Below are 23,891 nucleotides of genomic sequence, written 5' to 3'. Positions count from 1 at the left end.
CTTATACTTTGTAAGATTTAACATTGATATAGGATTTTCATTGAAATCTTATATGGTTATAACTTTTTTTGGGTTTGTTCTATTGCATAAACATCTGAAATTCACAAACTTGTTTCTATTTGAAAAGCTTATGTTGTTTTTTATTCTAATATCATCGATGAGTGCATTGAACTTTAGATATCCAGGGGCACATTTAAGGTTTATTTTTGTATATTTTGTAATTCTGTTTTTCTATTTTGTAGTAAGAGGACTCATTTTAAATGTGGAAACTGAAAAAATAGAAAGTTGCATTGAAAAGTCAGGCTATATTGCTGTTTGGTTTTCAATAATTTATTTTGTTATGGGAGCAATAGCGTTAGGGTTTGTCTTTCGTGGTAATAACATAGATATTTATGGATTAGTAATTGATAGAAACATTCCAAGACTAACAGGAACGGTGCATGACCCAAATATTTTTGTTTTTTTTATAACACCATATTTTTACTATGTGGCGACACACTTAAATAGTAAAAAAAACATTGTGGGTTTTGTGGTGGCTTTGCTTTGTATTGTACTTACATTCTCAAGAGGTGGGCACCTTGGTGTATTAGCCGGAGTTATAGTTTTATTGCTGTTTAGTAAAAAAAGACTTAAACAGTTAAAGATAGGGGTCATTTTTTTAGTCAGCATCTTAGTCTTGTATAGTTTTAAAGATTTCTTGCCGATAGATCCGTTTGAGTTTATTTCATCTAGGTTTCTTAGCGCAAACCTTGATGGTGGGAGTGGTAGAAAAAGATTGTGGGCAAATGCGATAAATACATTTAAAGATAACCCTATCTTTGGAATAGGGATTAATGCTACAAGAGATTATAGTATTGAGTTTTACTCTAGAGGAGGTTACGTCCATAATACTTTTTTAGAGGTTCTATCGGAAATGGGAATAGTGGGGTTTACAGTATACGTATCGTTTTGGGCTTCTATACTATATTATTCTATAAAGATAACTAGAACTAGAAAGAATCTGTTCATTTTATGTACATTTGTATCAATGTTCTTTCAGATTCAGTTTTTATCAATTCTTTACAATGAAATGTTTTATTTTATGATTTTAATTTTGTATAGATATTACTATGAGTATATTAATGTAAAACTCAAAGAAAAATATGAAAATAAATTAGCTATAAACATGAGAAGGTGAAATATTATGAATAATATCTTTGTAGCACATACTCCATATCATTTAATTTTAGATTCTGGAATAGCTGATGCGGAATATAAAGAGGATAATAATTATTTGATTGTATTCAAAGATTTCGAGGTAAATGAAATAGCATGGCATAGTCTAAGGAAATGCTTTAACAAGGTATTATTAGTTGAAAGTAGATACAAGGAAGATAAACCAGGATCCATAGGTAAATATTTCAACAACATAATTAGAGATTTTAAAATGATAGGGGAAGTTAAGAAGATTATAGGCGGTTGTAAAGTAGATAATTTATTTATTCATAATGACTATCATATTGTTGACAAAAAAATAATGCAAATAGCGAATAGTAAACGTAATTGCAACTTAATTTATATAGAGGATGGTTCTGCGGCTTATAATTCAGGGATTTTAGCAAGGCGTAAACAATTATATACAGCAAAATGGAAAATAAAAAAAGCACTGTATAGTCTTGGTGATTATGGATATAGCGTCGAAACAATGGGTAGTAATAGTATTTTTAAAGAATGCAGGGTTGTTTTTCCAGAATATGCAAGAAAAGAGTTAAAGGAAAAAAATATAAAAGAAATTAGCAAAGAAGAAATTGAGAGAGGGATATCTATAGTATACCAAGCATCTTACAACAATGATTGCATTAATAACGCTGTAGTAATATTCTTAGACTTATTTTCTTTTATAGAGCCTAAAAAGAAGCAGTATATTTACATTATTGAAGAAATTTTTGATATGTGTAAAAGACTAGGTTTGAAAATCTATATTAAGTATCATCCTAGAGAAAAAAATAGGTACTTGGAGTTTCTTAAGTCTAAATTTAATAATATATATGAGATTAAACAAGGTAGACCGATCGAAACCATATATAGCAATTTCGGAAAAAAGTCTATCGCATTATCATCTGTTTCAACAGGGCTTATAACACTAGAAAAGATTTCTAAAGAAACTAAGAAAATTAGTATTAAAAACATGCTTGATATGGAAGATGAGCATATAAGTGATATATTTAGTAAAATTAATGTGTTAGTACCAAATACCATAAATGAACTTGCTTTAATTCTTGAAGAGAGTTTGAATGAAGGCTAGAATTAGATGTGTTAATAGAGAGGAGTATAAGAAATGCTTAATAACAAATCAATTTTAATCACAGGTGGATCTGGATCGTTTGGAAAAAAATTTACTGAAATGATGTTGGAAAAATATGAACCTAAAAAAATCATAATTTATTCAAGGGATGAATTTAAGCAGGATGTAATGAAAAAAGAGTTTACTCAGAAGTTTCCAGAAAATGTTTCAAAACTGAGGTTTTTCATTGGAGATGTAAGGGATAAAGAAAGGTTATATAGAGCCTTCAAGGGCGTTGATTATGTAATTCATGCTGCAGCAATGAAGCAAGTTCCTGCATGTGAATATAACCCTTTTGAAGCCATTAAAACAAATATCAACGGGGCGCAAAATATTATTGATGCTGCTTTGGATCGTGAAGTAAAAAAGGTAGTAGCTTTATCTACGGATAAAGCAGTTAATCCAATTAACCTATATGGCGGTACAAAACTTGTATCAGATAAACTATTTGTATCAGCTAATGCATATAGAGGTGATGAGGGAACAATTCTCTCTGTAGTTAGATATGGCAATGTCTCTGGGAGCAGAGGATCGATCATTCCTTTCTTTAAAGAACAACTGGGAAGTGGAGTTAAAGAACTTCCAATCACCGATACTAGAATGACTAGATTTTGGATGACTTTGGATGATGCTGTAAACCTTGTTATTAAGGCTTTAGAGGAATCTAGGGGTGGCGAGACTTATGTGTATAAAAATCCTTCTTATAAAGTGACGGATATTGCAAAAGCTATGAACCCAAATGGTGATATTAAGGTTGTAGGAATACGGGAAGGAGAAAAACTTCACGAATGCATGATAACCAGTGATGATTCACGAGGAACCTACGATTATGGAGATCACTATATCATTTATCCAAACTATATTTGGTGGAATAAAGAAAACTACTTTAAAGAAGGCGGTAAGCTTATTAAAGATGGTTGGGAGTATAATTCTGGGACAAATGATAAATGGCTGACTGTTCAAGAACTGAGAGAAATGATTAGCCAGTTGGAAATATAGGAAAGGAGTGGATATCATATGGAGAAACTGGCGATTAACGGAGGCAACCCGATAAGAGACACTTATTTAGCTTATGGCAAACAAAGTGTTAATGAAGACGATATCAAAGCTGTTGTCGAGGTACTTAAAGGAGATTATTTAACTACTGGACCCTATATTAAAGAATTTGAAGATGCCGTCGCCAAATACGTTGGTGCAAAATATGCTGTCGCTGTGTCGAGTGGTACCGCTGCCCTTCATATGGCTTGCGCTGCTGCGGGGATTGAATCCGGGGATGAAGTGATCGTTAGCTCTATGACCTTTGCAGCCTCAGCAAATGCAGTATTGTATTGTGGTGGAACTCCGGTGTTTGCAGATATTGATCCGCTGACTTACAACATCGATCCCGCAAAAATGGAAGAGAAAATTACGAGCAGAACTAAAGCGATTATTCCTGTGGACTTCACCGGTCAGTCGGTGGATATGGACGAAATTAAACGTATTGCAGATAAACATCATTTGATCATTATTGAAGATGCCGCCCATGCCTTGGGCAGTGAATATAAGGGCAGGAAAGTGGGAAGTCAAGCGGATATGGTTGAATTCAGCTTTCATCCCGTAAAACCAATAACCACTGCAGAGGGTGGTGTTATAACCACCAATAACAAAGCGCTTTATGAGAAAATGATGACCTTTCGAACCCATGGCATAACCAAGGCTAGAGAACGCCTAACCGAAAATCACGGGCCCTGGTATCATGAACAGCAGTCACTCGGCTATAACTATCGTTTGACAGATATTCAAAGCGCTTTAGGGACCAGTCAAATGAGTAAAATTGATAGTTTTATCTCGAAAAGAAGAGAGATCGTGAAGTTGTATAATGAAGCGTTCAAAAGTGTAAGTGAAATCATAACACCCTATGAAGCGGATTTCTCAAATTCAGGCTGGCACATCTATGTGATCAAAGTAAATCCGGAGTTATTAACAGTAACTCGAAAGGAAATATTCCAAGCCCTGCAGGCGGAAAATATCGGTGTGAATGTGCATTATCTACCGGTGTATTGGCATCCATATTATAAAGAATTGGGATACGAGAAGGGTATTTGCCCAAATGCGGAAACACTATACGAAAATATGATCACCTTGCCATTGTTTCCAAGTATGACAAAAGAGGATACGGAAGATGTGATCGGGGCCGTAAAAAAAGTAATTAATTATTACCGAAAGTAGGTATAGATATGAAAATAGGCGTAATTATTCAAGCGAGAATGGGATCCACTAGACTCCCGGGAAAGATCATGAAGAAACTACAGGGTAAAACCGTACTGGAACACGTCATCGAAAGAGTAAAGCAGTCAAAATTAATTGATGAAATAATTATTGCGACTACAACTCATGGTAGAGATGATGTTATAGAAACTGAGGCTTTATGGTGCGGAGTAAAGGTCTTTAGAGGTAGTGAAGATGATGTTTTATCAAGATATTATTATGCAGCTAAAGAAAATCACTTAGATGTTGTTGTTCGTATAACATCAGATTGTCCTTTGATTGATCCCCAAATATTAGATGAAGGTATTCAGTATTGTGTTAATAATAATTATGATATCGTCTCGAATGCAGGATCAGACTTATCTAAAAGGACATACCCAAGAGGACTTGATACAGAAATTTTTTCATTTGAAGTGCTAGAAAAATCTTTTGCTTATGCTAAAGAGACATATCAAAGAGAGCATGTGACGCCGTATATCTATGAAAATTTTAATAATGCATACTACTATAAGAATGATATCGACTATTCCAAACATCGCTGGACGCTTGATACAGATGAAGACTTTCTGCTTATATCGGAAATATACAAGCATTTATATCATGGAGAGCATGATTTTTATTTAAGTGATATTGTTAGTCTATTCGATGTAAAACCGGAACTTTTTAGTATCAACGCCCACATAGAACAGAAAAAATTAAATAATTAGGATTGATAAAAATGAAAATCAAAATATTTACTGAAGGTGGAAAAGATATAGGTTTAGGCCATATTTCAAGGTGTTCGTCTTTATATAATGAGGCTGCTAGCAGAGGGATTTCTGTTGATTTAATAGTCTATGGAGATATTGTAGATGTAGACTTTTTAAATGGTATAAATATTATTAATGAAAATTGGTTGGATAAAGAGTATCTATACAACAATATCACATCAGATGACTACGCAATTGTAGACTCATATGAAGCTACAAAAGAAATCTATGATATTATTTCAAAAAAAACAAAAAAAGTATTATACATTGATGATATAGGCAGAACAGTATATCCCGAAGGTATTATAGTAAACCCCTCTTTAGATGCTAGCCACATTGACTATTCGAAATCTCAAAATGGTATTTTGTTATCTGGTCCAGAATATGTGATTTTAAGAAAGCAATTTAGGAGTTTAAAAAAAGAAAACATCTCAAAGGAGGTTAAAAGAGTTCTGATTATGATGGGGGGGACTGATATCAGAGGCTTAACTCCTTTAATTATTGATAATATTTGTAGAAACATGTTAGATATAGAATTCGATATTGTGACTGGTTCTGAAGAGATGGAGAAAATCAATTCGCAGATTTCTAAACCAAAAAATATTACTTTTCATAACAATCTAGATGCAACTCAAATGATGGAGTTAATGATAAGTTGTGACTTAGCTATTACTGCAGCAGGTCAAACCATTTATGAGTTGTTAGCTACACAGACACCTTTTATTCCAATTAAAGTAATAGAAAACCAAGAAAACAATATTAAATCATTGTTTGAATATAATCCTGAACAGATTGTATTAAGATATGACGATTTAGATTTTTTAAGTAACTTAAATAAAGCTTTAGAAATATATAGTGACATCGAATATAGAAAAAGTTATAACCAAAGATATAAAGACCTTGTAGACGGATATGGCTCAAAGAGAATAGTAGATTATTTATTAAAAGATAAAAATAAAGAGTATAAAATAAATTTGAGGAAAATCAAATCAGAAGACATCAAGGAAGTGTTTGATTTATCAAATCAAGACTACGTGAGACGTTACTCAATTAATAAAGATAAAATTGAATGGGCGGATCATATTAAATGGTTTAATTCGGTACTTGAAGATAAAAGCACAGTGTTTTATGTAGTAACAGATAAAAATGAATCTTTTCTTGGTCAGATTCGATATAAAATAGCTCAAAACAGTGCAACCGTAAGTATAAGCTTATCAGAAAAATTAAAAGGGAAGGGTCTTTCAAAGGAGATATTAAGTAAAAGTATTAAAAAAATATTTGAGGAAGAACAATCTGTAAAAGATATTATTGCTTTTGTTTCTGAAAATAACATCGCTTCAAAAAAAATATTTGAAGGACTTAACTTTAAAAGAGTTAAAGATGAAGATAGTATGATGAAGCTTATCCTAAAGAAGGAGGATTTTTATGTTAATTGATAAATTTGACATTAATGAAAAGATATTTATCATTGCAGAGTTGTCAGCAAATCACGGACATGATATCAATATTGCGAAAGACACAATAAAAGCAGCCAAAGAAGCCGGAGCTGATGCAATTAAGATACAAACATACACAGCTGATACTCTTACTATTGATTGTGATAATGAGTATTTTAAGCTTGATAGCGGGACGATCTGGGATGGACGTACTCTTTACGACTTATATAGTGAAGCATATACACCATGGGAATGGCAAAAAGAATTGATGGAGTATGCCAATAGCATAGGTCTTATTTTCTTTTCCACTCCTTTTGATAAAACAGCGGTAGATTTTCTTGAGGAATTAAATGTTCCTGTTTATAAAGTCGCTTCATTTGAAATTATGGATATTCCATTAATTGAATACATCGCATCGAAAGGAAAAACAATGATTATGTCTACAGGGGTTGCTTCATTAAGCGATATTGAAGAAGCTGTTAACGCTTGTAAACGTATGGGAAATGATCAAATTATATTACTAAAGTGCACATCATCATATCCAGCAAAGATTGAGGATGCTAATTTAAATACAATTCCAAATATGAAAGAAACATTTGGTGTTGAAGTTGGGCTATCGGATCATACTCTAGGCATTACAGTGCCAGTAGTATCAGTGGCATTAGGTGCTAAAGTGATTGAGAAGCACTTTATTTTAGATAAATCAATTGGGGGGCCAGATTCAAGCTTTTCTCTTCAGCCACATGAATTCAAGCAAATGGTTGATTCAGTTAGAGAGGCTGAAAAAGCTGTAGGTAAAGTAGATTATAGTATGAGCGAGAAGAAAAAGAATAGTAGGTTATTAGGTAGATCTTTATTTGTTGTTAAAGATATTAAAGCAGGAGAGAAATTCACTGAAGAAAATGTGAGGTCCATTAGGCCTGGATATGGATTAGCGCCAAAGTATTTTAGTGACGTATTAGGTAAGACTGCTAATAGTGATATCAAAAAGGGGACACCACTTGATTGGGGTATGATAAATTTGTAGTATGAGCTTGTAAAAGGAAGTGACTAAAGTTATGGACGTTAAAAATATAATAAAGAAATCAATTAATTATATGGGATATGATATTAACAAAATTGCTAAAAAAAGAAATTTAAAAGACTTCAAATGCTTAACTGATTATTCTAATGTAATATACTCAACTAAAGAAAATTTTTTTTTAGTAGATGTTGATATTAGTTGTAATCAAATAGGTTTCATGTTTGGGAAAGAAGAATGGCACCCATTTACCAAAGCGGTACAAGAAATTATAAAAAGAGAAAACGTTATTTATAAAGACAGCATTTTAAAGAAGTTTTATGATAGTTATCAACCAGCTTCGCTTTATGAATTGTTTTTTTCTAAAATGGCTAATGGGTTAGACAGTTATGAAGTTGATTATCTAAAATCCATTTCTAAACTCTCATTAACCCTTCCATGGTTTTATGAGAAAAAAGAAATAGTTTCTGGAGAAAAAGGATTATGCTCAAGCCATGGTTGGCAGGGCTGTGGTCCGGTATCTGATGAAAAAGGATTGTTGGAGCTAAATAGATTAAAGGTTGTGTATAATTCAATTTCTAAGAAAGGTTATAAATCAAAGCATTCCGATGAAATTAATGGATACTTTTTAAAGAATGAAGATGTCTATAGGTTTATTGTACTTGGAGGAAATCATCGAGTTCCTGTGCTTTCAGCTATGGGATATGAGTATATACCTGTGAAGTTTCGTTCGAACTATCCCAGAGTAATAGATATTAAAAATGTTAAGGAATGGCCCCATGTCAAAAGTGGTGAAATGAGTGAAAATATAGCAAGAGAGATATTCATGACATTTTTCAACAGTGAGAAAAAAAAATTAGTTCAACAATTAGGGATAGTAGAGGCGATATGTTATGAAGGTAAGTAGTCTTTTACGACACAAGGTTGTTCAAGCTGGAAGTTGGTACATTGTTACGAATATATTTGTTAAGGGGATTGGCTTTTTAACAATCCCAATATTCACAAGGATATTAAGTGTTGAGGACTATGGAATAGTAGCGGTATACACAGCTTGGGTGGGGATACTATCTGTATTTATGAGTCTAGATTTAATTTGGTCGGTGAATCTTGGGAAAGTTGATTTTAAACAGAAGTTTGATGATTATATTTCTAGTGTGCTTACTCTATCTTTATTGCTTTTTTCAATTTTTGGAATTCTTATGGTATTATTGCACAACCCGATAAGTAGTTTCATCGATATAAATGGCCCAATTTACTTTTTCATGATTATACATGCATATTTTTTGTTTGTGCAAAGGTTTGCATTAGCAAAGTTTCGAGTTGAATATAAATATAAGCTTGTGTCGATAACAAGTATATTTGCTGCACTAGTAGGTGTGCTAATTTCTATTTACTTAATAAATAGAGTTTTTATTAACCAAGAATATGTTGGGAAAATTCTTGGTGGAGGATTCGTAATAATTGTTTTAGGTATAGGTTATACTATATACTTCTTCTATAAAGGAAATGTATTTATCAATACAAAATATTGGAAACATGCGCTTGGTATATCTACACCATTTATTTTTCATAATCTAGCAGGCATAATAAACTCTCAATTTGATAGACTTGTGATCAATCAATACAGTGGAGCTGCTGCTACCGGAATATATAGTTTTGCATACAATATTGGAATGATTATACTTATAGTGAGGACTTCATTTGCACAAGCCTATAAACCATATTTTTTAGAAAAGGCGAAGCTTGGAAATAGAGAGCGGATACTACAATCAGGTGTCCTTATAAGAGATACTTTTACTATATTGTATGCTCTGATACTTTTCTTATCTCCTGAGGTGATTAGAATAATGGCACCTGAAGCTTTCTGGGAAGGCCTATTTATTATACCGTTTATTTTTATAGCTTATTATTTTGAATTTATGACTACATTTGAAACATACACACAATACTACCATAGAAATACAAAGTATAAAGCTCTCGGGTCATTACTTGCAGCAGGTATAAATATTTCACTAAACTTGATTTTTGTTCCTCGATACGGATACTCTGCTGCAGCCATTACAACTGCAATTACTTTTTTCATATTATTTACTTTCCACTTCGCCATCAATCGTCTTATTATTAAAGATTCAATGTATGGATTAAGATTTCATATTCGGTCAATTGTTTATATTAGCTTAATAACTGGGACTTTTTTTATTATTGAAGATAAACTATTATTGCGTATAATGGTTATTCTGTTAGCAAGTTTATACTGTGCAGTAAACTTAAGAAAGTATAAACTGATGTGATAGAAAATATATACCATATATAACTTTACAGTGGATTATCTGGTGCAAACTGAATCAAGTGACTTAAATATTTTTGTCTATCAGTACCGCCCGGATATATGATAATTTGGATAACGCTATTTTGGATTAAGGATACCACCATCTTTTATGCCGCAAAAACTTCTTGACGATGAGGGATGGCATGCTAGGATTTCACGCCAAGCATCCTCAGCACTTTCGAGGTTGTTCCGGATGCGTTTACGCATGCCATTAGAGGCTCGTCGTCAAGCGGACTGTGGAATAAATGCGGTACTTGGAGACAACAATCACAGTTTCGTTACTCTGGGATGGCGGTACAATCTACTCCGGAATATCTGTTTGCCATTTTTGCTCTGCTAAAGTTGAGCAATATACATATACTATTGAAAAGAGGTGTGAAAAAGGTGTTTGACAAAGTGAATATTCATATTAAAAATAAGACTTTATGCGGAGCGGTAATGAATAGAGTTCTTAACTCAGAAGTAAAGAAATGGTTATTAAAATTGCCACTTCCTTATATAGTTGAAAAAAAATTTATACCTACAGACTACTTTAGAGTCTTAATAAACCCAAAGTTAATAGAGTATGTAGTTCAAAATATATACAAAGAATTTGTTGATAACCCATACAGTTTCGTGTTAGAGGGTGATTGGGATTTATATAAAGGGTACTTGAGGGGAAATACTTTAGAGAACGACCGAAGGGTTATATATGCATCGATGAATCAAATATTTGTAGAAGGTATACATTTCAAAGAATGTGACCAATATTATTGGATGAAAGAAAGAATACTAGAAAGAGGACATAGTTACTGGTGCACTTCTGAAGATGACTTAGATAAGTATTTCGAAAATCTTATTAAAACCTATGAAGGAATTAAGAATGAAGGTTATCTTAGCCAAGAGGAATTAGCCCAAAAAAATCCAGAGCTGATAGATAAGCGAAGAATTAGCAAATTAGATGATGAGATTAAAGTATATATCGATCGCACAGGAAATTTTTTATTAGGCGGTGGTGGGACTCATAGACTTTTAATTGCAGATTTATGTGAAATCAAAGAAATACCAGCTATAATTGCTGGAGTTCATAAATCCTGGTTAGATGAGGTTCATAGAAAACATAAATCAGGTGCTGTTTCTTCAATAAAAAAGGAGTTAAATGCTAAGCCTTCTTATCATATGAGTTGAAGTAGTTAAAGTGGCTTGAAAAAGAAATCAAACGGTGATCCTAATAGAGTTTTGAGGCCATAAGAACACATTGTGGCAAGTGGAAAAGTCCGAAAAACTTTAAAGGCATAATTATAGTTAAATGGAGTTGGTAACCAAACCATATCAACACGATCGCTGATAAGTGGATAATTAATGGATTTTTTACTTACAGAATGATATCGAATATATTGGAAATACAGAGAAGAGATGTATATAACTAGGAGGGGACCAACAAAATGTCAATACTAATAACCGGAGGTGCTGGCTACATAGGCAGCCATACCGTGAAATATTTTCAAAAGCAAAATGAAGAAATCATCGTTGTAGATAATATGCAAAGTGGTCATGAGCCTTCAATTGAAGTGGACCATCTGTATAAAATCGATATTAGAGATAAAGGTGAACTGGACAAAGTTTTTAAGAACCATAATATAGAAGCAGTTATTCATTTTGCAGCTAACTCTCTAGTTGGAGAGAGTATGGAAAAGCCGTATGAATATTACAGCAACAATGTTTATGGAATGCTTTGCCTTCTTGATGTGATGAGAGAGAACAATGTAAACAAGATTGTATTCTCATCAACAGCAGCGACATATGGAGAGCCAAAGAGTATTCCAATCATGGAATCTGAGGAGACAAGCCCTACCAACACTTATGGTGAGACGAAACTTGCCATGGAGAAAATGATGAAGTGGTTTGAACAGGCTTATGGCACCAAGTTTGTATCTCTTAGATACTTTAATGCTGCAGGAGCTTTTGAGACTGGTGAAATAGGGGAAGATCACCATCCGGAAACACACCTTATTCCGCTTATTTTACAAGTACCACTTGGAAAGCGTGATAAGATTTATATGTTTGGAGATGACTATCCTACTGAAGATGGAACATGTGTAAGAGATTATATTCATGTCATGGACCTTGCTTCAGCTCATTATAGAGCACTTGAGTATCTAAGAAAAGGAAATAATAGTGATATCTTTAACCTTGGAAATGGCAATGGCTACTCAGTGAAAGAGGTAATTGAAACAACAAGAAAAGTAACAGACCATCCAATTCCAGCAGAAGTTAAAGAAAGACGTGCAGGGGATCCAGCAGCACTTATTGCTTCATCAGAAAAAGCTAAGAGTGTGTTGGGATGGAAGCCTGAGTTTGATTCACTTGAAAAGATTATTGAAGATGCCTGGAGATGGCATAAGAGTAATCCTAATGGATATGAAAAATAGATAATTAAAGCCCTAACACCGTTTAGGGCTATTTTTACAATGGGGGGATAGTGATGGACCAAAATATAGAGAGGTTTAAAAAGGGAGCAAAGTACGTAAGTATTGCATCTGCAGTAACAAGAGATCATTTAACTTCTTGTGAACATATAAGTGATGACTATTCAAACTTGAAATGCGTAAAGTTTATTCCTGCCAGTGGAGCAGCCACTAGAATGTTTGAAGACCTTTATAAATATGTAGAGGATAAAATAGACACTGAATCTATCAATACATTTTTTGATGAGTTAGAGGACATCACTTTTTATGAAGAAATCAAAGACTTTATTAAAAAAGAAAAAATCGACAAAAGCAAGACTTCTGGCAGACTTAAAATAATTGACTACATATTAAATACCTTGAATTACGGCAATCTGCCAAAGGCTGTTATTAAAATGAACTCATATGAGGGCTACTCAACAACACCTATAGAAGAGCATATCTATGAAGGGGAAAGGTATTTATGCCCTAGCAGCTTAAACTTTCATTTCACCATATCAAACAATCACGAAGATTTATTTAACAGGTACATTGAAAGCGTTTTAAATGGAAGAGATGATATCAAGGTGTCTTACTCCTTCCAAAAACCAAAGACAGATACTTTAGCTGTGGATATGGACAATAATCCATTTATGATGGAAAATGGCGAGCTTCTTTATAGGCCAGGAGGACATGGGGCCTTAATAGAGAACTTAAATGACATCGACGGGGACATTATTTTCATAAAAAATATCGACAATGTATGCCATAGAGACTACATTGAAGACACGGTAAATTCAAAGAAAAAGCTGGCATCCATAGGGTATGCTTTTAAAGAGAAAATAGATGGATATATTAGAGACTTATTATCAGATGACTATGACATAGATGAAATTAAGAAGTTTATCAATCAAGAACTTAATATAACATTTAAAGGTGAAATGACAAAGGATAAAGCTCTATCCTTTTTAAATAGACCGCTTAGAGTATGCGGCGTTGTTAAGAATCAAGGAGAACCTGGTGGTGGTCCGTTCCTTGTTGATAATGGTGAATATACAGATTTGCAGATCTGTGAAAAATCAGAAATAGATTTAAATGATAAAGAACAACATGAACTATTCAGTGCTTCCGAGTTCTTCAACCCAGTGGATATTGTATGCTTTGTTAAAGACCATAGGGGAGAGAAGTTCAATTTGCTTGAATATGTAAACGAGGAAAGATACTTTATAAGCCAGAAGACTTATAAGGGTAAAGACATAAAAGCATTGGAGCATCCAGGGCTTTGGAATGGAGCTATGGACAATTGGAACACCCTATTTGTCGAAGTGCCATTAAGCACTTTCAATCCCGTGAAAAAGGTGAATGATCTTCTAAGGCCATGTCGCAGGAGTGTAGCAGAGATGGAAGAAGTGTATTGGGCTGAGGTTGCAGCAAGTAACGAGTAGACATCATAGAACGGGCATAGATAAATAAGCAACTGTGTCCGTTTTGTTATAGAGAGAATTATTAGAATATTACATTAATACTACAATCATTTGCTTAGGATGGACATTCCTCAAGGACCAATGGATGGATAAAAACTTTGCAATAATCAAAAATAATGCAATAATAGGTTAAAAAAGTTAAAAAAATATTCGATCAACAAAAAAACATAAGCTGATAAAGATGTTGGAAAATTAGGAAAATAAAAAAGGGCAGAAAAAACCAATTTAGTAAAAAAAGTAAATTTTCTCAAGATAAAAACCTATATCCTATTTCCAAAGAACACCGTCATTAAAGAACTAAATTCAATAGTTCTTCACTGGTTAATTGATTATAATGTATTTGCTTTCTTTTACAATATTTTTTAATGAGATTTTTCGGCTGTCCAAAGAGTAAACTCATAAATGCAGAAAAATGCTTTGGATTTTCTTTAAACGCATGCTGAAAAAGGATTTTTAAAAATTTTGGCATGGACTTGTATTCTAAGCTTTTAATAAAATGATTGGGCTTAGAGGCAATTTTTTTCAAAGAATACCATATTCGAAAACGGGTAGTTCCCTTTTCCTTAGTTAAATTATACTTTGCAAGAACTTCCCTCTGGCGGCCAAGGATATAGATCTTTTGATCCGTAATACGGATGTTAAGTCTATTTCCTTTATAAGCAGTCCCCACTTCATACTTGGAATAATTATATGTAATAAAACCGTGGGAAGATACTGTTCGCTGAATCTCTTTGGCATAAATAAAAGGTTTCTTTGGCAAGGTATTAAAGTGGGGAAGTTCATGATCTAAAAGATTTACACGGGTATCGTTTTTTACGGGATGCATGGATTCATTTCGTTTTTTTAGGCGTTCATCCACAAAATTCCGGACTTCTTCCAAATCGGAATACGTTCCGATATTATATTTTATAAAATCCTTTTTCAATCGCTTTACAGAATTCTCCACACCACCTTTTTGCCAAGGGGAGTAGGGTGTACAAAACTGAACTTCGAAGGAATAATGATTGGAAAGTTCTTTAAGCATTTTTGAAACCGTAGCATTTTTCTTTTCCGTCCGGTGGTCTTTAGCAATTTTCATATTATCAAAAACCACTTTCGGAGGGACCTTCCCAATCTTTTTCACAAAAGCATTAAAACCATCAACAAAAGCTTTGCTATCCTGCTTTAGGGATACATAACAAAAGTCGAAATTAGAATAAGGAAAAGTAAAGACGGCAAAATAGACAATTCGATCTTCGTGGGGAAAGGGTAAACGAAGTTGTCCATAATCAAACTCCACGTATTCACCCGGCGGATGGTGGATATGCAAATAAGCTTGTTCTCCTTGATTTTTAATATAAGAAAACAATTCCCGGGTCTTGTTTAGGGAAATTTTGAAAGTTTCCTTGTTTAGAATATGATAAATCTCTTTACTACTCAACCGCTTCTTTTGCTTTCGGTTTATCCCTCGTACCTGCATACGAGAGAGGACAAGGATTCTTTGCATTACCTGTTGAACCGCAGGATCATACACCGGATCATCATGGCGTATGGTGATAAGTTCCATCTTCGTTTCTTCTTTCATACGCGTAACAGCGTTTCTGGAAACATTCAGAAGTTGCATTGTCTTTTGATAGCTAAAGCCTTTTGACAGATACTCTTTGATATCCTGTCGCTTTAAATATGGTAGTAGCATGTTTTATCTCCTCCTATTTATTATGGGCCAAAGTGTTAAGTATAATAGAAGAATGGTTTTTGGTAAAGGTGAAAGTGAAGTACATAGAATATTTGCTAAGGTAGGATAAAAAAAGTTTTGAGCGATTGTTGAGGCGCTGCAGTTAATAGAAAATGAAGTGGCATAACTTAAAGAATCATAAATATGAAAGGATGGAAAGCCAAATGAAGTATTCAGAAATTGAAGTGAAAAATATGCTAAAGGTTGGAGAATTAAGTCTCGAAGAACAAGTAAAGTTTAACATTTTGAATTTCATCAGAGTTATGCACCTTAATCAGCAGGATTTTATAGAATCATCCTTCGCTACGGAGTTTTTTGGAGAATTGCCGATGACTTTTCGAAAATATCCGGGGCAAGTGGTGGGTCTTATTACGGCTACAATTAACGGAGAAGTACAAAAGTTTGTATTTACGGATCAAGGATATGAGCCATTGGAAGAGATACTTAAATTAACAAAAAAGTAAATACCAATGTCCGTTAATCTATGGATGCTCAAGAATGCATAGATTTATACAGATAAAAGTAAGGAGTGATCAACAATGAACATTGAATACATAAGTACAATTACGGCCAGTGATATGGTTACCTGGATACTAGCTTTAATGGGGGGATTTATCGCATATCTGGTGATCGATCATTTCCAAACATCCATGGAGCGTCACAAGGTCATTAATGAAATTGAGACCAAGCTAAACCATTTATTTTCAAGTACAATTGCAAAAAAAGTGGAGAACGAAGAGTATAACACTGTGATGGTTAGGACCGTACTACATGATTTTTCACCCTGGGTGTTTAATAAGAATGCATCTCCTTTGATTATGGATGCCCAGCGTCACATTTGTATTAGGAAAGATCAGGCGTACCATGAATATATCAGTACCCAGGCGCTACACGAAAGCTTAGTGCTGTTTCGAAGAATTGAAAAGCTACATAAAAGCAAGATCATCGAAAGTATCGACTTATCGGATTTGTGGCGGGAGATTTTACCCTATGGAACCTCCAACCGGCTGATATTTTTTGGAAACTATTTTTCCAAACATGATACCCAGTCCATCGCCTATGTGTTAATGAAGACCGTGAATGCATGTAAGAAGCATAAAAATCAGCCGGCTTTAGATTACTTTAAAAATAATTATAAAAACCAAGAAGAAGATATTGATACGTATTTTCAAGATAACACCAGAATCGGGGCGAAGCGGAAAGTGGCGTTGAAGCAGTTTTTTGATATTGTCAAGTGACGAAGGAAGAATCATTGGGCTTAAAAAGAGAATCGGCTGTTTCTGAAGACACCGCCTCAGTAATTTCTTTTAATAATTCATCATCATGATTAAAACAATACCATTCGTAGCGAAAGCTTTCGGGTATTCTTATCGTTTTATAACTCGAATTAACCATGGGATTTATTTTCATTTTTAGGTAAGGGTCTTGCGAGTACTTTTCGCAATCACTAAAATCATATAAAGAATAATTAAGAACAATGTCAGAAGCATTACTTAAAACCCGGGTCGAAATACTCTCGGCAAGGCTATTGGCTATTAAGATAAAATCATACTGCGTGAGTCGATCAAGTTGAAAAGACAAAATTTTACTCTTCTTCATTTCATCCTCCGGAAATAAGTGAATGGAAGAATCGTCTGGATCATAGGGTAAATAGTGAACGCCGGGAAGCTTAGTTTGAGCGATTAAAGGTTCCAAAGTTTCCGATGTCGTTAATTGCTCAATGTTTGAAAATTTCAATGTCGTTGCATTTACAGGGGTTTTCTCAAAATGCTTATAAAAATCACCATAAGGAGAGACGTTAATTATAAGTATTTTCTTTTCTTTGAAACATTCTTCCAATAAGTTGGTAACAATAAAGAACGCAAGCCTTGGAATATCATGAGAGATTAAATGAATGGTTTTTATAGGCTTACGGTCAATTCCTGAACTGAAACATTCCAATAATTCGTGAGTGTTGTAATTAAATTGATATCCAAACTCATCTATAAACTGTTTAAGATTACCGGCAGAGGGTTCCTTAACTCGATCTTTCCACCAATCATAATAGGTTGTATAAAATGGATGTTTGGAAGGAATGTTTATATTATATTTTTCTAAGAATAGCTTGAATTTGTTTTTCAAATTTGACACCTCCTAAATATAGAATACCAGATTAAAAGCCACATGTTAATTTGGAGTCATCCGAAGTTTTTCAGTTTTATAACCGTTTAAACCGGGGACATGCTGAAGAAAAAGGGGCTGTTTTTGTCAATGCATAGCTTTTTCTTATTGTAAAAACTATTTCCCGAATAGAAACTGTATTTTATAAAAAACACCAAGGACTGACCAGACATCGAAAAATTTACGATATTTTCCAAGATAATTGTTTCAAAAATAAGGAAGATCCATGGTTGACGTGGAATAGGTTAATAAAAGAGGATCGAAAGCGTGAATAAGGGGTGATGGTAAAGTGAAAAAGTTGTTAGGGATGGTGTTGCTGTTTGTAGTGGTTATTTCAGGGTTTGGCCTAGGGTTTGCTGAGGAGCAGGAAGGAACACGGTTTCTACACACAAGGGATCGGTTCTTCATTGTTAAAAGGCGAACACAGTAAGAAGCCGTCCCTCGGTGCCCTAAAATAAAGTTCAATAAAAAAGCGATACATTTTATTTCATGTATCGCTTCAGTTCCTTATAAAAATTCTCTCTTGTACCAGCCATAATAACAACAACCATATCACCATTTTCAAGCTGGGTAACTCTGTAGGCCAGTTCATAGTTAATTCTTCCGTACTTTATATCCAAACTGTAAATACCACTTAAATCACCTGTTTTTGCAATTCCCACATCGGGATTTTCTCGGATGCGGATAATCGCTTCCTTAAAAGTTCTCTTGAGTTGTTTGTCTTTAAGCTTTTTGAAGTATTTCTCTGCAATAGGTGTATAAGTTACCGGAAGCATTATTCTGTCTCCGCTTCTTCAGCACCAAAAATATCATCCGTAGGATCGACATAATTGGTAGAGGCATTTTTTGCAATTTCATCGGCTTCTTCAACAAGTTTCTCAACGGCGGGTCTGATCTTACGGTTTATCTTTTTAAACTCAGCAAGTAATTTTTCATCGGAATAGCCCTGCTTAATTAAATCCGCTAAAATTTCTTCAGCAAAAGCAGAATCCTCTTTTTTTACCGGTGTAAGAATCAACATACCATTCGAGTAGATACACTCAAGTTCTTTATCCAGACCCAAAGCCTCATAGTATTTAGCGGGTATGGTAATTTGCCGTTTGCTGGATATAGTAATGCGCCGTTTTTCTATAGGCTTATCCGTCTCATTTGATTTTGCAAGTGCCATTAGTATGCACCCCTTCCTTAAAAATATCAACGAAAGGAAACCAAGCTTCTTTACTTACATTATACGCTGAAGGTGGGTTAGTGTCAAATAATTTACTCAGGATCAGGATCTGAACTGAGTAAGCAATGCAGGGTGCGGGCAGTCCCTTTTGGTTCTCCCCCTTGGTGCACTTGTAAAATAATTGATTAACGAAGAAATCAAGCGGTAGTGGTGTTGATCGGCTGTTCCGGTACGGCGGATTACGACCTTTCCTCCGCCTTGGAGCTGGAGTTTTCCGGACTGGATACCGAAGGGGTGGCCACCCTGTATTTCGACAACACTTTTTTGGTGGAGGAAGTACTGTCGAATCTAGGCTTGGATGAGAATTTCAATTATTATACCTTGGGCCAAACCGACCCGAAAAAAGCGGCGGAACTGGAAAAATCCTTCGCCTTAATAAACAGCATCGCCCTAACTTTGGACCGGAATCATAACTTATCCAACGGCGACGAGGTCAAGGTCAACCTGGTATACAACGAAGCCCTGGGGGAGGAGCTGAAATACCGCTTCGGCCTGAAGACGGAAACCTATAAGGTAAGCGGCCTGCGGGAGCCGGTGATCCTTGAGGCGGAGGACTTATTAGAGTATGTGGAGGTGGAATTTCTGGGGATTGCTCCTAACGCCACGGTGGAGCTGCCACGGATGATGTGCTAAAACACCTTCGTTTCTACGCCGACAGGGATAGGGATCTGGATCTGGGGGAAAAGATTGAGGTTTTCGTGGACGGCAACGATTATATTCTGCGGGAGCAGGGCTACGTCCTTCGGGAAGGGTCAATGGAGTTTACCGTGGAGAATGTGGACTGTTACGTCGCTTCCTTTGAGCAGCTGGATCAGGAAACCCTGGGAAGAGTAATCCGGCAGTCCGATGATCTGATGCGCTCCACCCTGATGGCCAATCGGCACCGGGACGTGATCGTGGATGTGAACAATGAATACCGAATCGACAAGCAGAATGCACGGAAAATCGAAAACATTTCCCTGGACAAGGCCTATTTCTTAACCCATAAGGATCCGAAAACTGTTCGGGGGGCCAACTCCAGAAACGCTCTTTTGCTGTGCTATACCTTTGATATGGATGACATCGTGGAATACTACAGCAATCGTCCCAGCAGCTATGAAGACGTGAACATCTATGCCTGGGCGCACAACTTTGTGTTGACCAAGGAGGGGGATATTGCAGTGGACGTGATGGACATGGAGGTAAACAAAAGCCTGGTCTTTACCGATCCCCAAATGTTTTTCGATGCGGTGATCACCAGTCATTTAGGGGAGTATGAATATGAGGAGGTTTCTGTAGAGGCATTACCCTAGGTTGTTGAAAAAGTTGTAGTGCATGGGATAAAGGGGGGAGAATCAAGTGGAAAAAGCAACGATTCAAGATCAAGGCAAGGAAGGTCTGAAGGCGTTTTTAAGTTTCGATAAACTGATTGTACCAAGCTTTATTAAGGTTATTTTTTATCTTGAAGTGACAATTTTTCTGCTGATCGGCTCCGGGATGGCCAGTACCTTCGGCGGCGGCTTTCAAGTATTTTTAGGGTTAATGGTACTCTTTTTCGGTCCGCTTTTCAGCCGGGTGTCCTGTGAATTGACGATTATCCTGTTTAAGATTCACGATCAGTTGAAAATCGGAAACGAGAGACAGAAGGATATCCTTTAGGGTAGGGGATGCCTTACGCAATAAAAAAAGGGCTTAGCCCTTTTTTTATAATATCTTGTTCATTCCTTTAATTCGTCCAGTGCATAACTACATAAACATTATCCTCTTGATGAAACATTACTAATTATACTTCCAATGCACAACCACATAAACATTATCCTCCACATGAAACAGTTCTAAGTTTACCGGGGTGTTTGGGGGAGTGGTTAGAGGATCTAATAGGTAAAGGGTATCCGCCGCTACGTCCCCACCGGTAACCGTGGCTACTTGGTCCGAGGAAACTTCCGCGTCTACAGAAACGGTGTCGTTTTCATCAACGCGAAGATAGTCATCGGGGTTTTCGATAATATCTTCATAGGGTGCGCCTCCGTCGGTTACCACAAAGCGTTCCTGAAGGTTCAGTTCTTCCAAATCGGGCTTTTCATCGCCGAAGATTGGGGTATGGTCATACTCTCCCTCATCATCATAAAGATCAATGGAGTTACTTAGATCATACCCTTCTAAGGCAAAAAGCTCAGGTTCATCTTCTCCGGGTCCAAATATAGCGGTAATGGTGACAACATTATAGTTATCCAAGTCGGCTTCCTGCTCTTCTTCTGCGGGGTCCTGTTGTTCCTCTTCGTCGGCCTCTTCTTCCTCTTCCGTTTCAGCTTCTGCTGCCGGATCGTCGGCTCCCGCTGCATCCTCCTGCTCCGATTCCTCTTCTTCGCAAGCGGCAAAAGCGATCATGGCCAGGGTTAATAAAGCGATAAATAATAGTTTTTTCATGTTCAATCCCTCCTATGCGGTTCGTTGAACGGACGTCGTCAAAAAATGCGGTTGGAAGCCGTAGTTCTTCGGCTTCGAAATTTATGTGTGCGCTAAGGTCCCGGTGGTGGATCCTGCCAACCAAAGGTAGGGTAGGCATAGTTTCTCATCACGCGCCCCTTAACGGATTTGTATTTCACTTTACACAGGGAGTACTGCTGGCTGAAAATTTCTGACCGTTTTCAAACCAGGTGATTCTGCACAGGAAATCCTGTGTAGATATTAATAGTTGTTACCCTTAATTGGACGATGTTACACACTCAAATCCCTTTAAGTGTGATTTATCCCATTATTTAACTCGCAGCTACTCTTCTTTAGCTTTATCAAAAAGGGAATCAAATGGAAAACCCTTTGATGTACCCGTTGGATTAATTATCCCGATGAAAAATGCCGTTGGTCCAGCTACGCCCTTTGTTATAGCCCTCTTTGCTGATTTTTTTCCCGAGCTTAATCACCGTGGACTGAATGATTTTTCGGTTGTCATTGACCACGGTGCCCAGCATCGGTAGGGCCCGAAGGGTGGCGGATTTTCTGATTTTTCGTTTGTCTCCTCGTTCCTCATTGATGATAAACTCCTGGGCGATCAGCCCTACCCGGAGGGATAAATAGGCATTGGCGGAGCCCTGGATGGCGGAGTTCATTAAGAGATTTACCGCCGCCTGGACGCCGGGGACGAGACTTCCCAGGAAGGAGCCGAACATCAAAGAGAGCATGGGCTCCAACTGTTCGTCCAACAGCTCCAGATCCTCCAGGCTTCGGGTTAAGAACAAAGTGGCCAGCACGTTGACGTAGATTTTTACCAGCTTCCCGATTCCCGGGCGCTGATGATAAAGAACCGCCACCTGCCGAATCAATTTGGTGATATGTACCATCATAAACACCGCATCCAGACTGCCGTTTTGGGAGATGGTGGTGGTGATAAACATCCGGGAGGCGTTATCCCGGATGATTTTTTCTCCTCTTTTGTGGAGGAGCGCCAAGGCGGCTTCGATCTCCTCGAGGGAAGGGTCTTCGTCTCGGGCAGAAGAAGAAACCGAATCGTAGGGTAGATAATCAGGGACAGCAACAAAAGGAGCCCCAGTATCAAAAACCCGTAGGCGAGAAACCGGTTCATATCCAGCAGCAGATAGTAGGTTTGCAGGGCCTCCTTTAGGCGTGTTTTTGCTATTATACCATAAATCCCTAAATCCCTGTCATCTAGGGCGGTACTACCTCATCCGCTGAAGTTTTGCCTCAATCCGGGCGTTGATCACCTCTTCAGGAAGTTCCCGGTAGCGACTTTCCTTCAGGTGATGGGTGTTTTTTACAGCACCGTTGGTGGCAGGCCGGGTTCCTGGGATAGTAGTCGCCGCTTTGGAAGGTAGAAAAGCCTCCTGGCTCTTTTTTCTTTTCGTCAGCTCTTCCAGGATTTTGGTTAAGTACTTTTCATAGCCGAAGGTGGTGACGCTTTGGCGATTGATAATGGTAAGGGCCTCCCCTAGGATTTCCTTTCCGAAGCGCTGTTGTAACCTTTGATGGAGCTGATCGTGGTTGGGGATTCCTTCTTTCTTTTCCTTGGGATGTTGAGAATTAGCACTTTTTTTGCTGTAATCCCTATGGTCTTTATTATTCTTTGTTTGATTGTTCTTTGATGGATGGATCTCACTACAATCCGTATCAGTAAAATCAGTCTTAGTAAGATCAGTATCATTAGGGGGGAATTCGGTAACCTCTGTAGGGGCAAAAAGTTCCTTTCTCGGGGGAGTTTTTTGGGTTGTCCGGGGTGGCATAATTACCCCCGAGGTTTCCGGTTTCATAAGATACAGGCGACTAACCTTTCCAAGGCCGGGACTTTCCTCTACTAACAGCTCCGCCTCCCGTAGTTCTTTTTTATATTTGGTAATGGTTTTGCCATTGGCCCGAAGGACCTCGCTAAGGCTCCGATCCCTCTGGGGCTTTTCGCTCAGGGGACGGTGGTCGTACCGGGCGGGTTTTACCTTGAAGTTTAAGTAGTAGCGGCCCTTTTCATCCCTTCGGTTGTTACTGATGGACAGCAGCAAACGGTCGAAGAGCACGGAGTAAAGAAGAATCGCCCCCGGGGACAGTTTTTCATACCGGTCATTGTGCAGCAGTTCTTTGGATAACTGATAAAAGCGAAAACCTCCTTGATCTTCCTCGCGGTAGAATCGTTCTTCGATGGTACTTTGTTTCTTTGTCATGGATAACCCTATATGTTAGGGTAGTTGTCGTATAAAACATTTCTTGTATAATGTAAGTACGACGATAATCCAATAAAGGGAGCGATCACGTGTCAACAGGAAAGAAAACCTCTAAACGTTATGATAAAAAA

Annotated in this window: 24 protein-coding genes; 17 read left to right on the top strand and 7 right to left on the bottom strand. The window is 36.6% G+C overall.

Features of this window, described 5'->3' with window-relative positions; genetic code table 11:
* From ISALK_RS13740 to ISALK_RS13685, 12 genes are all read left to right on the top strand, one after another.
* Positions 1 to 1,177 (top strand): O-antigen ligase family protein (locus ISALK_RS13740; RefSeq protein WP_236660385.1); only part of this gene is annotated, 1,177 nt, incomplete at its 5' end.
* A 6-nt stretch (positions 1,178 to 1,183) separates the two neighbouring features.
* Positions 1,184 to 2,284 carry a polysialyltransferase family glycosyltransferase gene (locus ISALK_RS13735; RefSeq protein ID WP_160723287.1) on the top strand — a complete coding sequence of 367 codons (1,101 nt, stop codon included), beginning with the start codon at positions 1,184 to 1,186 and terminating at the stop codon, positions 2,282 to 2,284.
* A gap of 33 nt (positions 2,285 to 2,317) precedes the next feature.
* Complete coding sequence (pseB, locus tag ISALK_RS13730; protein ID WP_160723285.1) at positions 2,318 to 3,322, top strand: UDP-N-acetylglucosamine 4,6-dehydratase (inverting); 1,005 nt, start codon at positions 2,318 to 2,320, stop codon at positions 3,320 to 3,322.
* An 18-nt stretch (positions 3,323 to 3,340) separates the two neighbouring features.
* Entirely contained in the window at positions 3,341 to 4,531 is a 1,191-nt protein-coding gene (gene pseC / locus ISALK_RS13725; RefSeq protein WP_160723283.1) for a UDP-4-amino-4,6-dideoxy-N-acetyl-beta-L-altrosamine transaminase, read from the top strand.
* 8 nt (positions 4,532 to 4,539) lie between these two features.
* Positions 4,540 to 5,277 (top strand): cytidylyltransferase domain-containing protein, encoded by a 738-nt coding sequence (locus ISALK_RS13720; protein WP_160723281.1) that lies wholly within the window; start codon positions 4,540 to 4,542, stop codon positions 5,275 to 5,277.
* 11 nt (positions 5,278 to 5,288) lie between these two features.
* Complete coding sequence (locus tag ISALK_RS13715; protein WP_160723279.1) at positions 5,289 to 6,755, top strand: bifunctional UDP-2,4-diacetamido-2,4,6-trideoxy-beta-L-altropyranose hydrolase/GNAT family N-acetyltransferase; 1,467 nt, start codon at positions 5,289 to 5,291, stop codon at positions 6,753 to 6,755.
* Complete coding sequence (pseI, locus tag ISALK_RS13710) at positions 6,745 to 7,782, top strand: pseudaminic acid synthase (RefSeq protein ID WP_160723277.1); 1,038 nt, start codon at positions 6,745 to 6,747, stop codon at positions 7,780 to 7,782. Before ISALK_RS13715 ends, pseI begins: the two co-directional genes overlap by 11 nt.
* 31 nt (positions 7,783 to 7,813) lie before the next feature.
* The gene (locus tag ISALK_RS13705; RefSeq protein ID WP_160723275.1) at positions 7,814 to 8,683 is read left to right on the top strand and encodes a hypothetical protein; all 870 of its coding nucleotides are present in this window, start codon (positions 7,814 to 7,816) and stop codon (positions 8,681 to 8,683) included.
* Complete coding sequence (locus ISALK_RS13700) at positions 8,670 to 10,067, top strand: lipopolysaccharide biosynthesis protein (protein WP_160723273.1); 1,398 nt, start codon at positions 8,670 to 8,672, stop codon at positions 10,065 to 10,067. Before ISALK_RS13705 ends, ISALK_RS13700 begins: the two co-directional genes overlap by 14 nt.
* A gap of 422 nt (positions 10,068 to 10,489) precedes the next feature.
* Complete coding sequence (locus tag ISALK_RS13695; protein WP_160723271.1) at positions 10,490 to 11,272, top strand: hypothetical protein; 783 nt, start codon at positions 10,490 to 10,492, stop codon at positions 11,270 to 11,272.
* Positions 11,273 to 11,529: 257 nt separating this feature from the next.
* Complete coding sequence (gene galE / locus ISALK_RS13690) at positions 11,530 to 12,516, top strand: UDP-glucose 4-epimerase GalE (protein ID WP_160723269.1); 987 nt, start codon at positions 11,530 to 11,532, stop codon at positions 12,514 to 12,516.
* Positions 12,517 to 12,569: 53 nt separating this feature from the next.
* Positions 12,570 to 13,976: a DUF4301 family protein gene (locus tag ISALK_RS13685; protein WP_160723267.1), complete on the top strand. Its 1,407-nt coding sequence runs from the start codon at positions 12,570 to 12,572 to the stop codon at positions 13,974 to 13,976.
* Positions 13,977 to 14,304: 328 nt separating this feature from the next.
* On the opposite strand, the gene istA is transcribed toward ISALK_RS13685, so the two are convergent.
* Positions 14,305 to 15,690, bottom strand: coding sequence for an IS21 family transposase (istA, locus tag ISALK_RS13680; RefSeq protein WP_160723265.1), 1,386 nt, complete (start codon positions 15,688 to 15,690; stop codon positions 14,305 to 14,307).
* 203 nt (positions 15,691 to 15,893) lie between these two features.
* Between istA and ISALK_RS13675 the strand changes: the two genes are divergently transcribed.
* Both ISALK_RS13675 and ISALK_RS13670 read left to right on the top strand, forming a co-directional pair.
* Positions 15,894 to 16,193: a hypothetical protein gene (locus ISALK_RS13675; protein WP_160723263.1), complete on the top strand. Its 300-nt coding sequence runs from the start codon at positions 15,894 to 15,896 to the stop codon at positions 16,191 to 16,193.
* A gap of 75 nt (positions 16,194 to 16,268) precedes the next feature.
* Positions 16,269 to 16,967: a hypothetical protein gene (locus ISALK_RS13670; protein WP_160723261.1), complete on the top strand. Its 699-nt coding sequence runs from the start codon at positions 16,269 to 16,271 to the stop codon at positions 16,965 to 16,967.
* On the opposite strand, the gene ISALK_RS13665 is transcribed toward ISALK_RS13670, so the two are convergent.
* The 3 genes from ISALK_RS13665 to ISALK_RS13655 form a co-directional block, all read right to left on the bottom strand.
* Entirely contained in the window at positions 16,960 to 17,850 is an 891-nt protein-coding gene (locus ISALK_RS13665; protein WP_160723259.1) for a ParA family protein, read from the bottom strand. The two genes, ISALK_RS13670 and ISALK_RS13665, sit on opposite strands and share 8 nt — an antisense overlap.
* Before the next feature lie 521 nt (positions 17,851 to 18,371).
* Complete coding sequence (locus ISALK_RS13660) at positions 18,372 to 18,665, bottom strand: type II toxin-antitoxin system RelE/ParE family toxin (protein WP_160723257.1); 294 nt, start codon at positions 18,663 to 18,665, stop codon at positions 18,372 to 18,374.
* Positions 18,665 to 19,057, bottom strand: a complete 393-nt coding sequence (locus tag ISALK_RS13655; RefSeq protein ID WP_160723255.1) for an AbrB/MazE/SpoVT family DNA-binding domain-containing protein — start codon at positions 19,055 to 19,057, stop codon at positions 18,665 to 18,667. The genes ISALK_RS13660 and ISALK_RS13655 overlap by 1 nt, the downstream gene beginning before the upstream one ends.
* 210 nt (positions 19,058 to 19,267) lie before the next feature.
* On the opposite strand from ISALK_RS13655, the gene ISALK_RS13650 reads away from it, so the two are divergent.
* Genes ISALK_RS13650 through ISALK_RS13640 form a run of 3 tightly spaced genes read left to right on the top strand, consistent with a single transcriptional unit; the run spans position 19,268 to position 20,755 of the window.
* Positions 19,268 to 19,750 carry a hypothetical protein gene (locus tag ISALK_RS13650; protein ID WP_160723253.1) on the top strand — a complete coding sequence of 161 codons (483 nt, stop codon included), beginning with the start codon at positions 19,268 to 19,270 and terminating at the stop codon, positions 19,748 to 19,750.
* Entirely contained in the window at positions 19,744 to 20,409 is a 666-nt protein-coding gene (locus tag ISALK_RS13645) for a hypothetical protein (protein WP_160723251.1), read from the top strand. The genes ISALK_RS13650 and ISALK_RS13645 overlap by 7 nt, the downstream gene beginning before the upstream one ends.
* Before the next feature lie 46 nt (positions 20,410 to 20,455).
* Positions 20,456 to 20,755: a DUF4282 domain-containing protein gene (locus tag ISALK_RS13640; protein ID WP_160723249.1), complete on the top strand. Its 300-nt coding sequence runs from the start codon at positions 20,456 to 20,458 to the stop codon at positions 20,753 to 20,755.
* A 120-nt stretch (positions 20,756 to 20,875) separates the two neighbouring features.
* Here ISALK_RS13640 and ISALK_RS13635 read toward each other — a convergent pair whose 3' ends face one another.
* The 3 genes from ISALK_RS13635 to ISALK_RS13625 all read right to left on the bottom strand — a co-directional run bounded on the left by ISALK_RS13635 (position 20,876) and on the right by ISALK_RS13625 (position 23,760).
* Positions 20,876 to 21,523 carry a hypothetical protein gene (locus tag ISALK_RS13635; RefSeq protein ID WP_160723247.1) on the bottom strand — a complete coding sequence of 216 codons (648 nt, stop codon included), beginning with the start codon at positions 21,521 to 21,523 and terminating at the stop codon, positions 20,876 to 20,878.
* A gap of 407 nt (positions 21,524 to 21,930) precedes the next feature.
* Complete coding sequence (locus tag ISALK_RS13630; RefSeq protein WP_160723245.1) at positions 21,931 to 22,542, bottom strand: DUF697 domain-containing protein; 612 nt, start codon at positions 22,540 to 22,542, stop codon at positions 21,931 to 21,933.
* Positions 22,543 to 22,770: 228 nt separating this feature from the next.
* Complete coding sequence (locus tag ISALK_RS13625) at positions 22,771 to 23,760, bottom strand: replication initiator protein A (RefSeq protein ID WP_160723243.1); 990 nt, start codon at positions 23,758 to 23,760, stop codon at positions 22,771 to 22,773.
* Positions 23,761 to 23,891: the final 131 nt, after the last annotated feature.

It is taken from the genome of Isachenkonia alkalipeptolytica (genome assembly GCF_009910325.1).
Taxonomy (GTDB): Bacteria; Bacillota; Clostridia; order Peptostreptococcales; family T1SED10-28; genus Isachenkonia; species Isachenkonia alkalipeptolytica.
The sequence above is the reverse complement of the archived record's forward strand: the minus strand, read 5'-3'. Positions and strand labels throughout refer to the sequence as shown.

Bases quoted from the DNA above. Each gene is read 5' to 3' on its own strand.
- pseB (WP_160723285.1), top strand. From the start codon at position 2,318: ATGCTTAATAACAAATCAATTTTAATCACAGGTGGATCTGGATCGTTT.
- galE (WP_160723269.1), top strand. From the start codon at position 11,530: ATGTCAATACTAATAACCGGAGGTGCTGGCTACATAGGCAGCCATACC.
- istA (WP_160723265.1), bottom strand. From the start codon at position 15,690: ATGCTACTACCATATTTAAAGCGACAGGATATCAAAGAGTATCTGTCA.
- ISALK_RS13685 (WP_160723267.1), top strand. From the start codon at position 12,570: ATGGACCAAAATATAGAGAGGTTTAAAAAGGGAGCAAAGTACGTAAGT.
- ISALK_RS13735 (WP_160723287.1), top strand. From the start codon at position 1,184: ATGAATAATATCTTTGTAGCACATACTCCATATCATTTAATTTTAGAT.
- ISALK_RS13625 (WP_160723243.1), bottom strand. From the start codon at position 23,760: ATGACAAAGAAACAAAGTACCATCGAAGAACGATTCTACCGCGAGGAA.
- ISALK_RS13660 (WP_160723257.1), bottom strand. From the start codon at position 18,665: ATGCTTCCGGTAACTTATACACCTATTGCAGAGAAATACTTCAAAAAG.
- ISALK_RS13705 (WP_160723275.1), top strand. From the start codon at position 7,814: ATGGACGTTAAAAATATAATAAAGAAATCAATTAATTATATGGGATAT.
- pseC (WP_160723283.1), top strand. From the start codon at position 3,341: ATGGAGAAACTGGCGATTAACGGAGGCAACCCGATAAGAGACACTTAT.
- ISALK_RS13675 (WP_160723263.1), top strand. From the start codon at position 15,894: ATGAAGTATTCAGAAATTGAAGTGAAAAATATGCTAAAGGTTGGAGAA.
- ISALK_RS13635 (WP_160723247.1), bottom strand. From the start codon at position 21,523: ATGAAAAAACTATTATTTATCGCTTTATTAACCCTGGCCATGATCGCT.
- pseI (WP_160723277.1), top strand. From the start codon at position 6,745: ATGTTAATTGATAAATTTGACATTAATGAAAAGATATTTATCATTGCA.
- ISALK_RS13715 (WP_160723279.1), top strand. From the start codon at position 5,289: ATGAAAATCAAAATATTTACTGAAGGTGGAAAAGATATAGGTTTAGGC.
- ISALK_RS13720 (WP_160723281.1), top strand. From the start codon at position 4,540: ATGAAAATAGGCGTAATTATTCAAGCGAGAATGGGATCCACTAGACTC.
- ISALK_RS13670 (WP_160723261.1), top strand. From the start codon at position 16,269: ATGAACATTGAATACATAAGTACAATTACGGCCAGTGATATGGTTACC.
- ISALK_RS13700 (WP_160723273.1), top strand. From the start codon at position 8,670: ATGAAGGTAAGTAGTCTTTTACGACACAAGGTTGTTCAAGCTGGAAGT.
- ISALK_RS13655 (WP_160723255.1), bottom strand. From the start codon at position 19,057: ATGGCACTTGCAAAATCAAATGAGACGGATAAGCCTATAGAAAAACGG.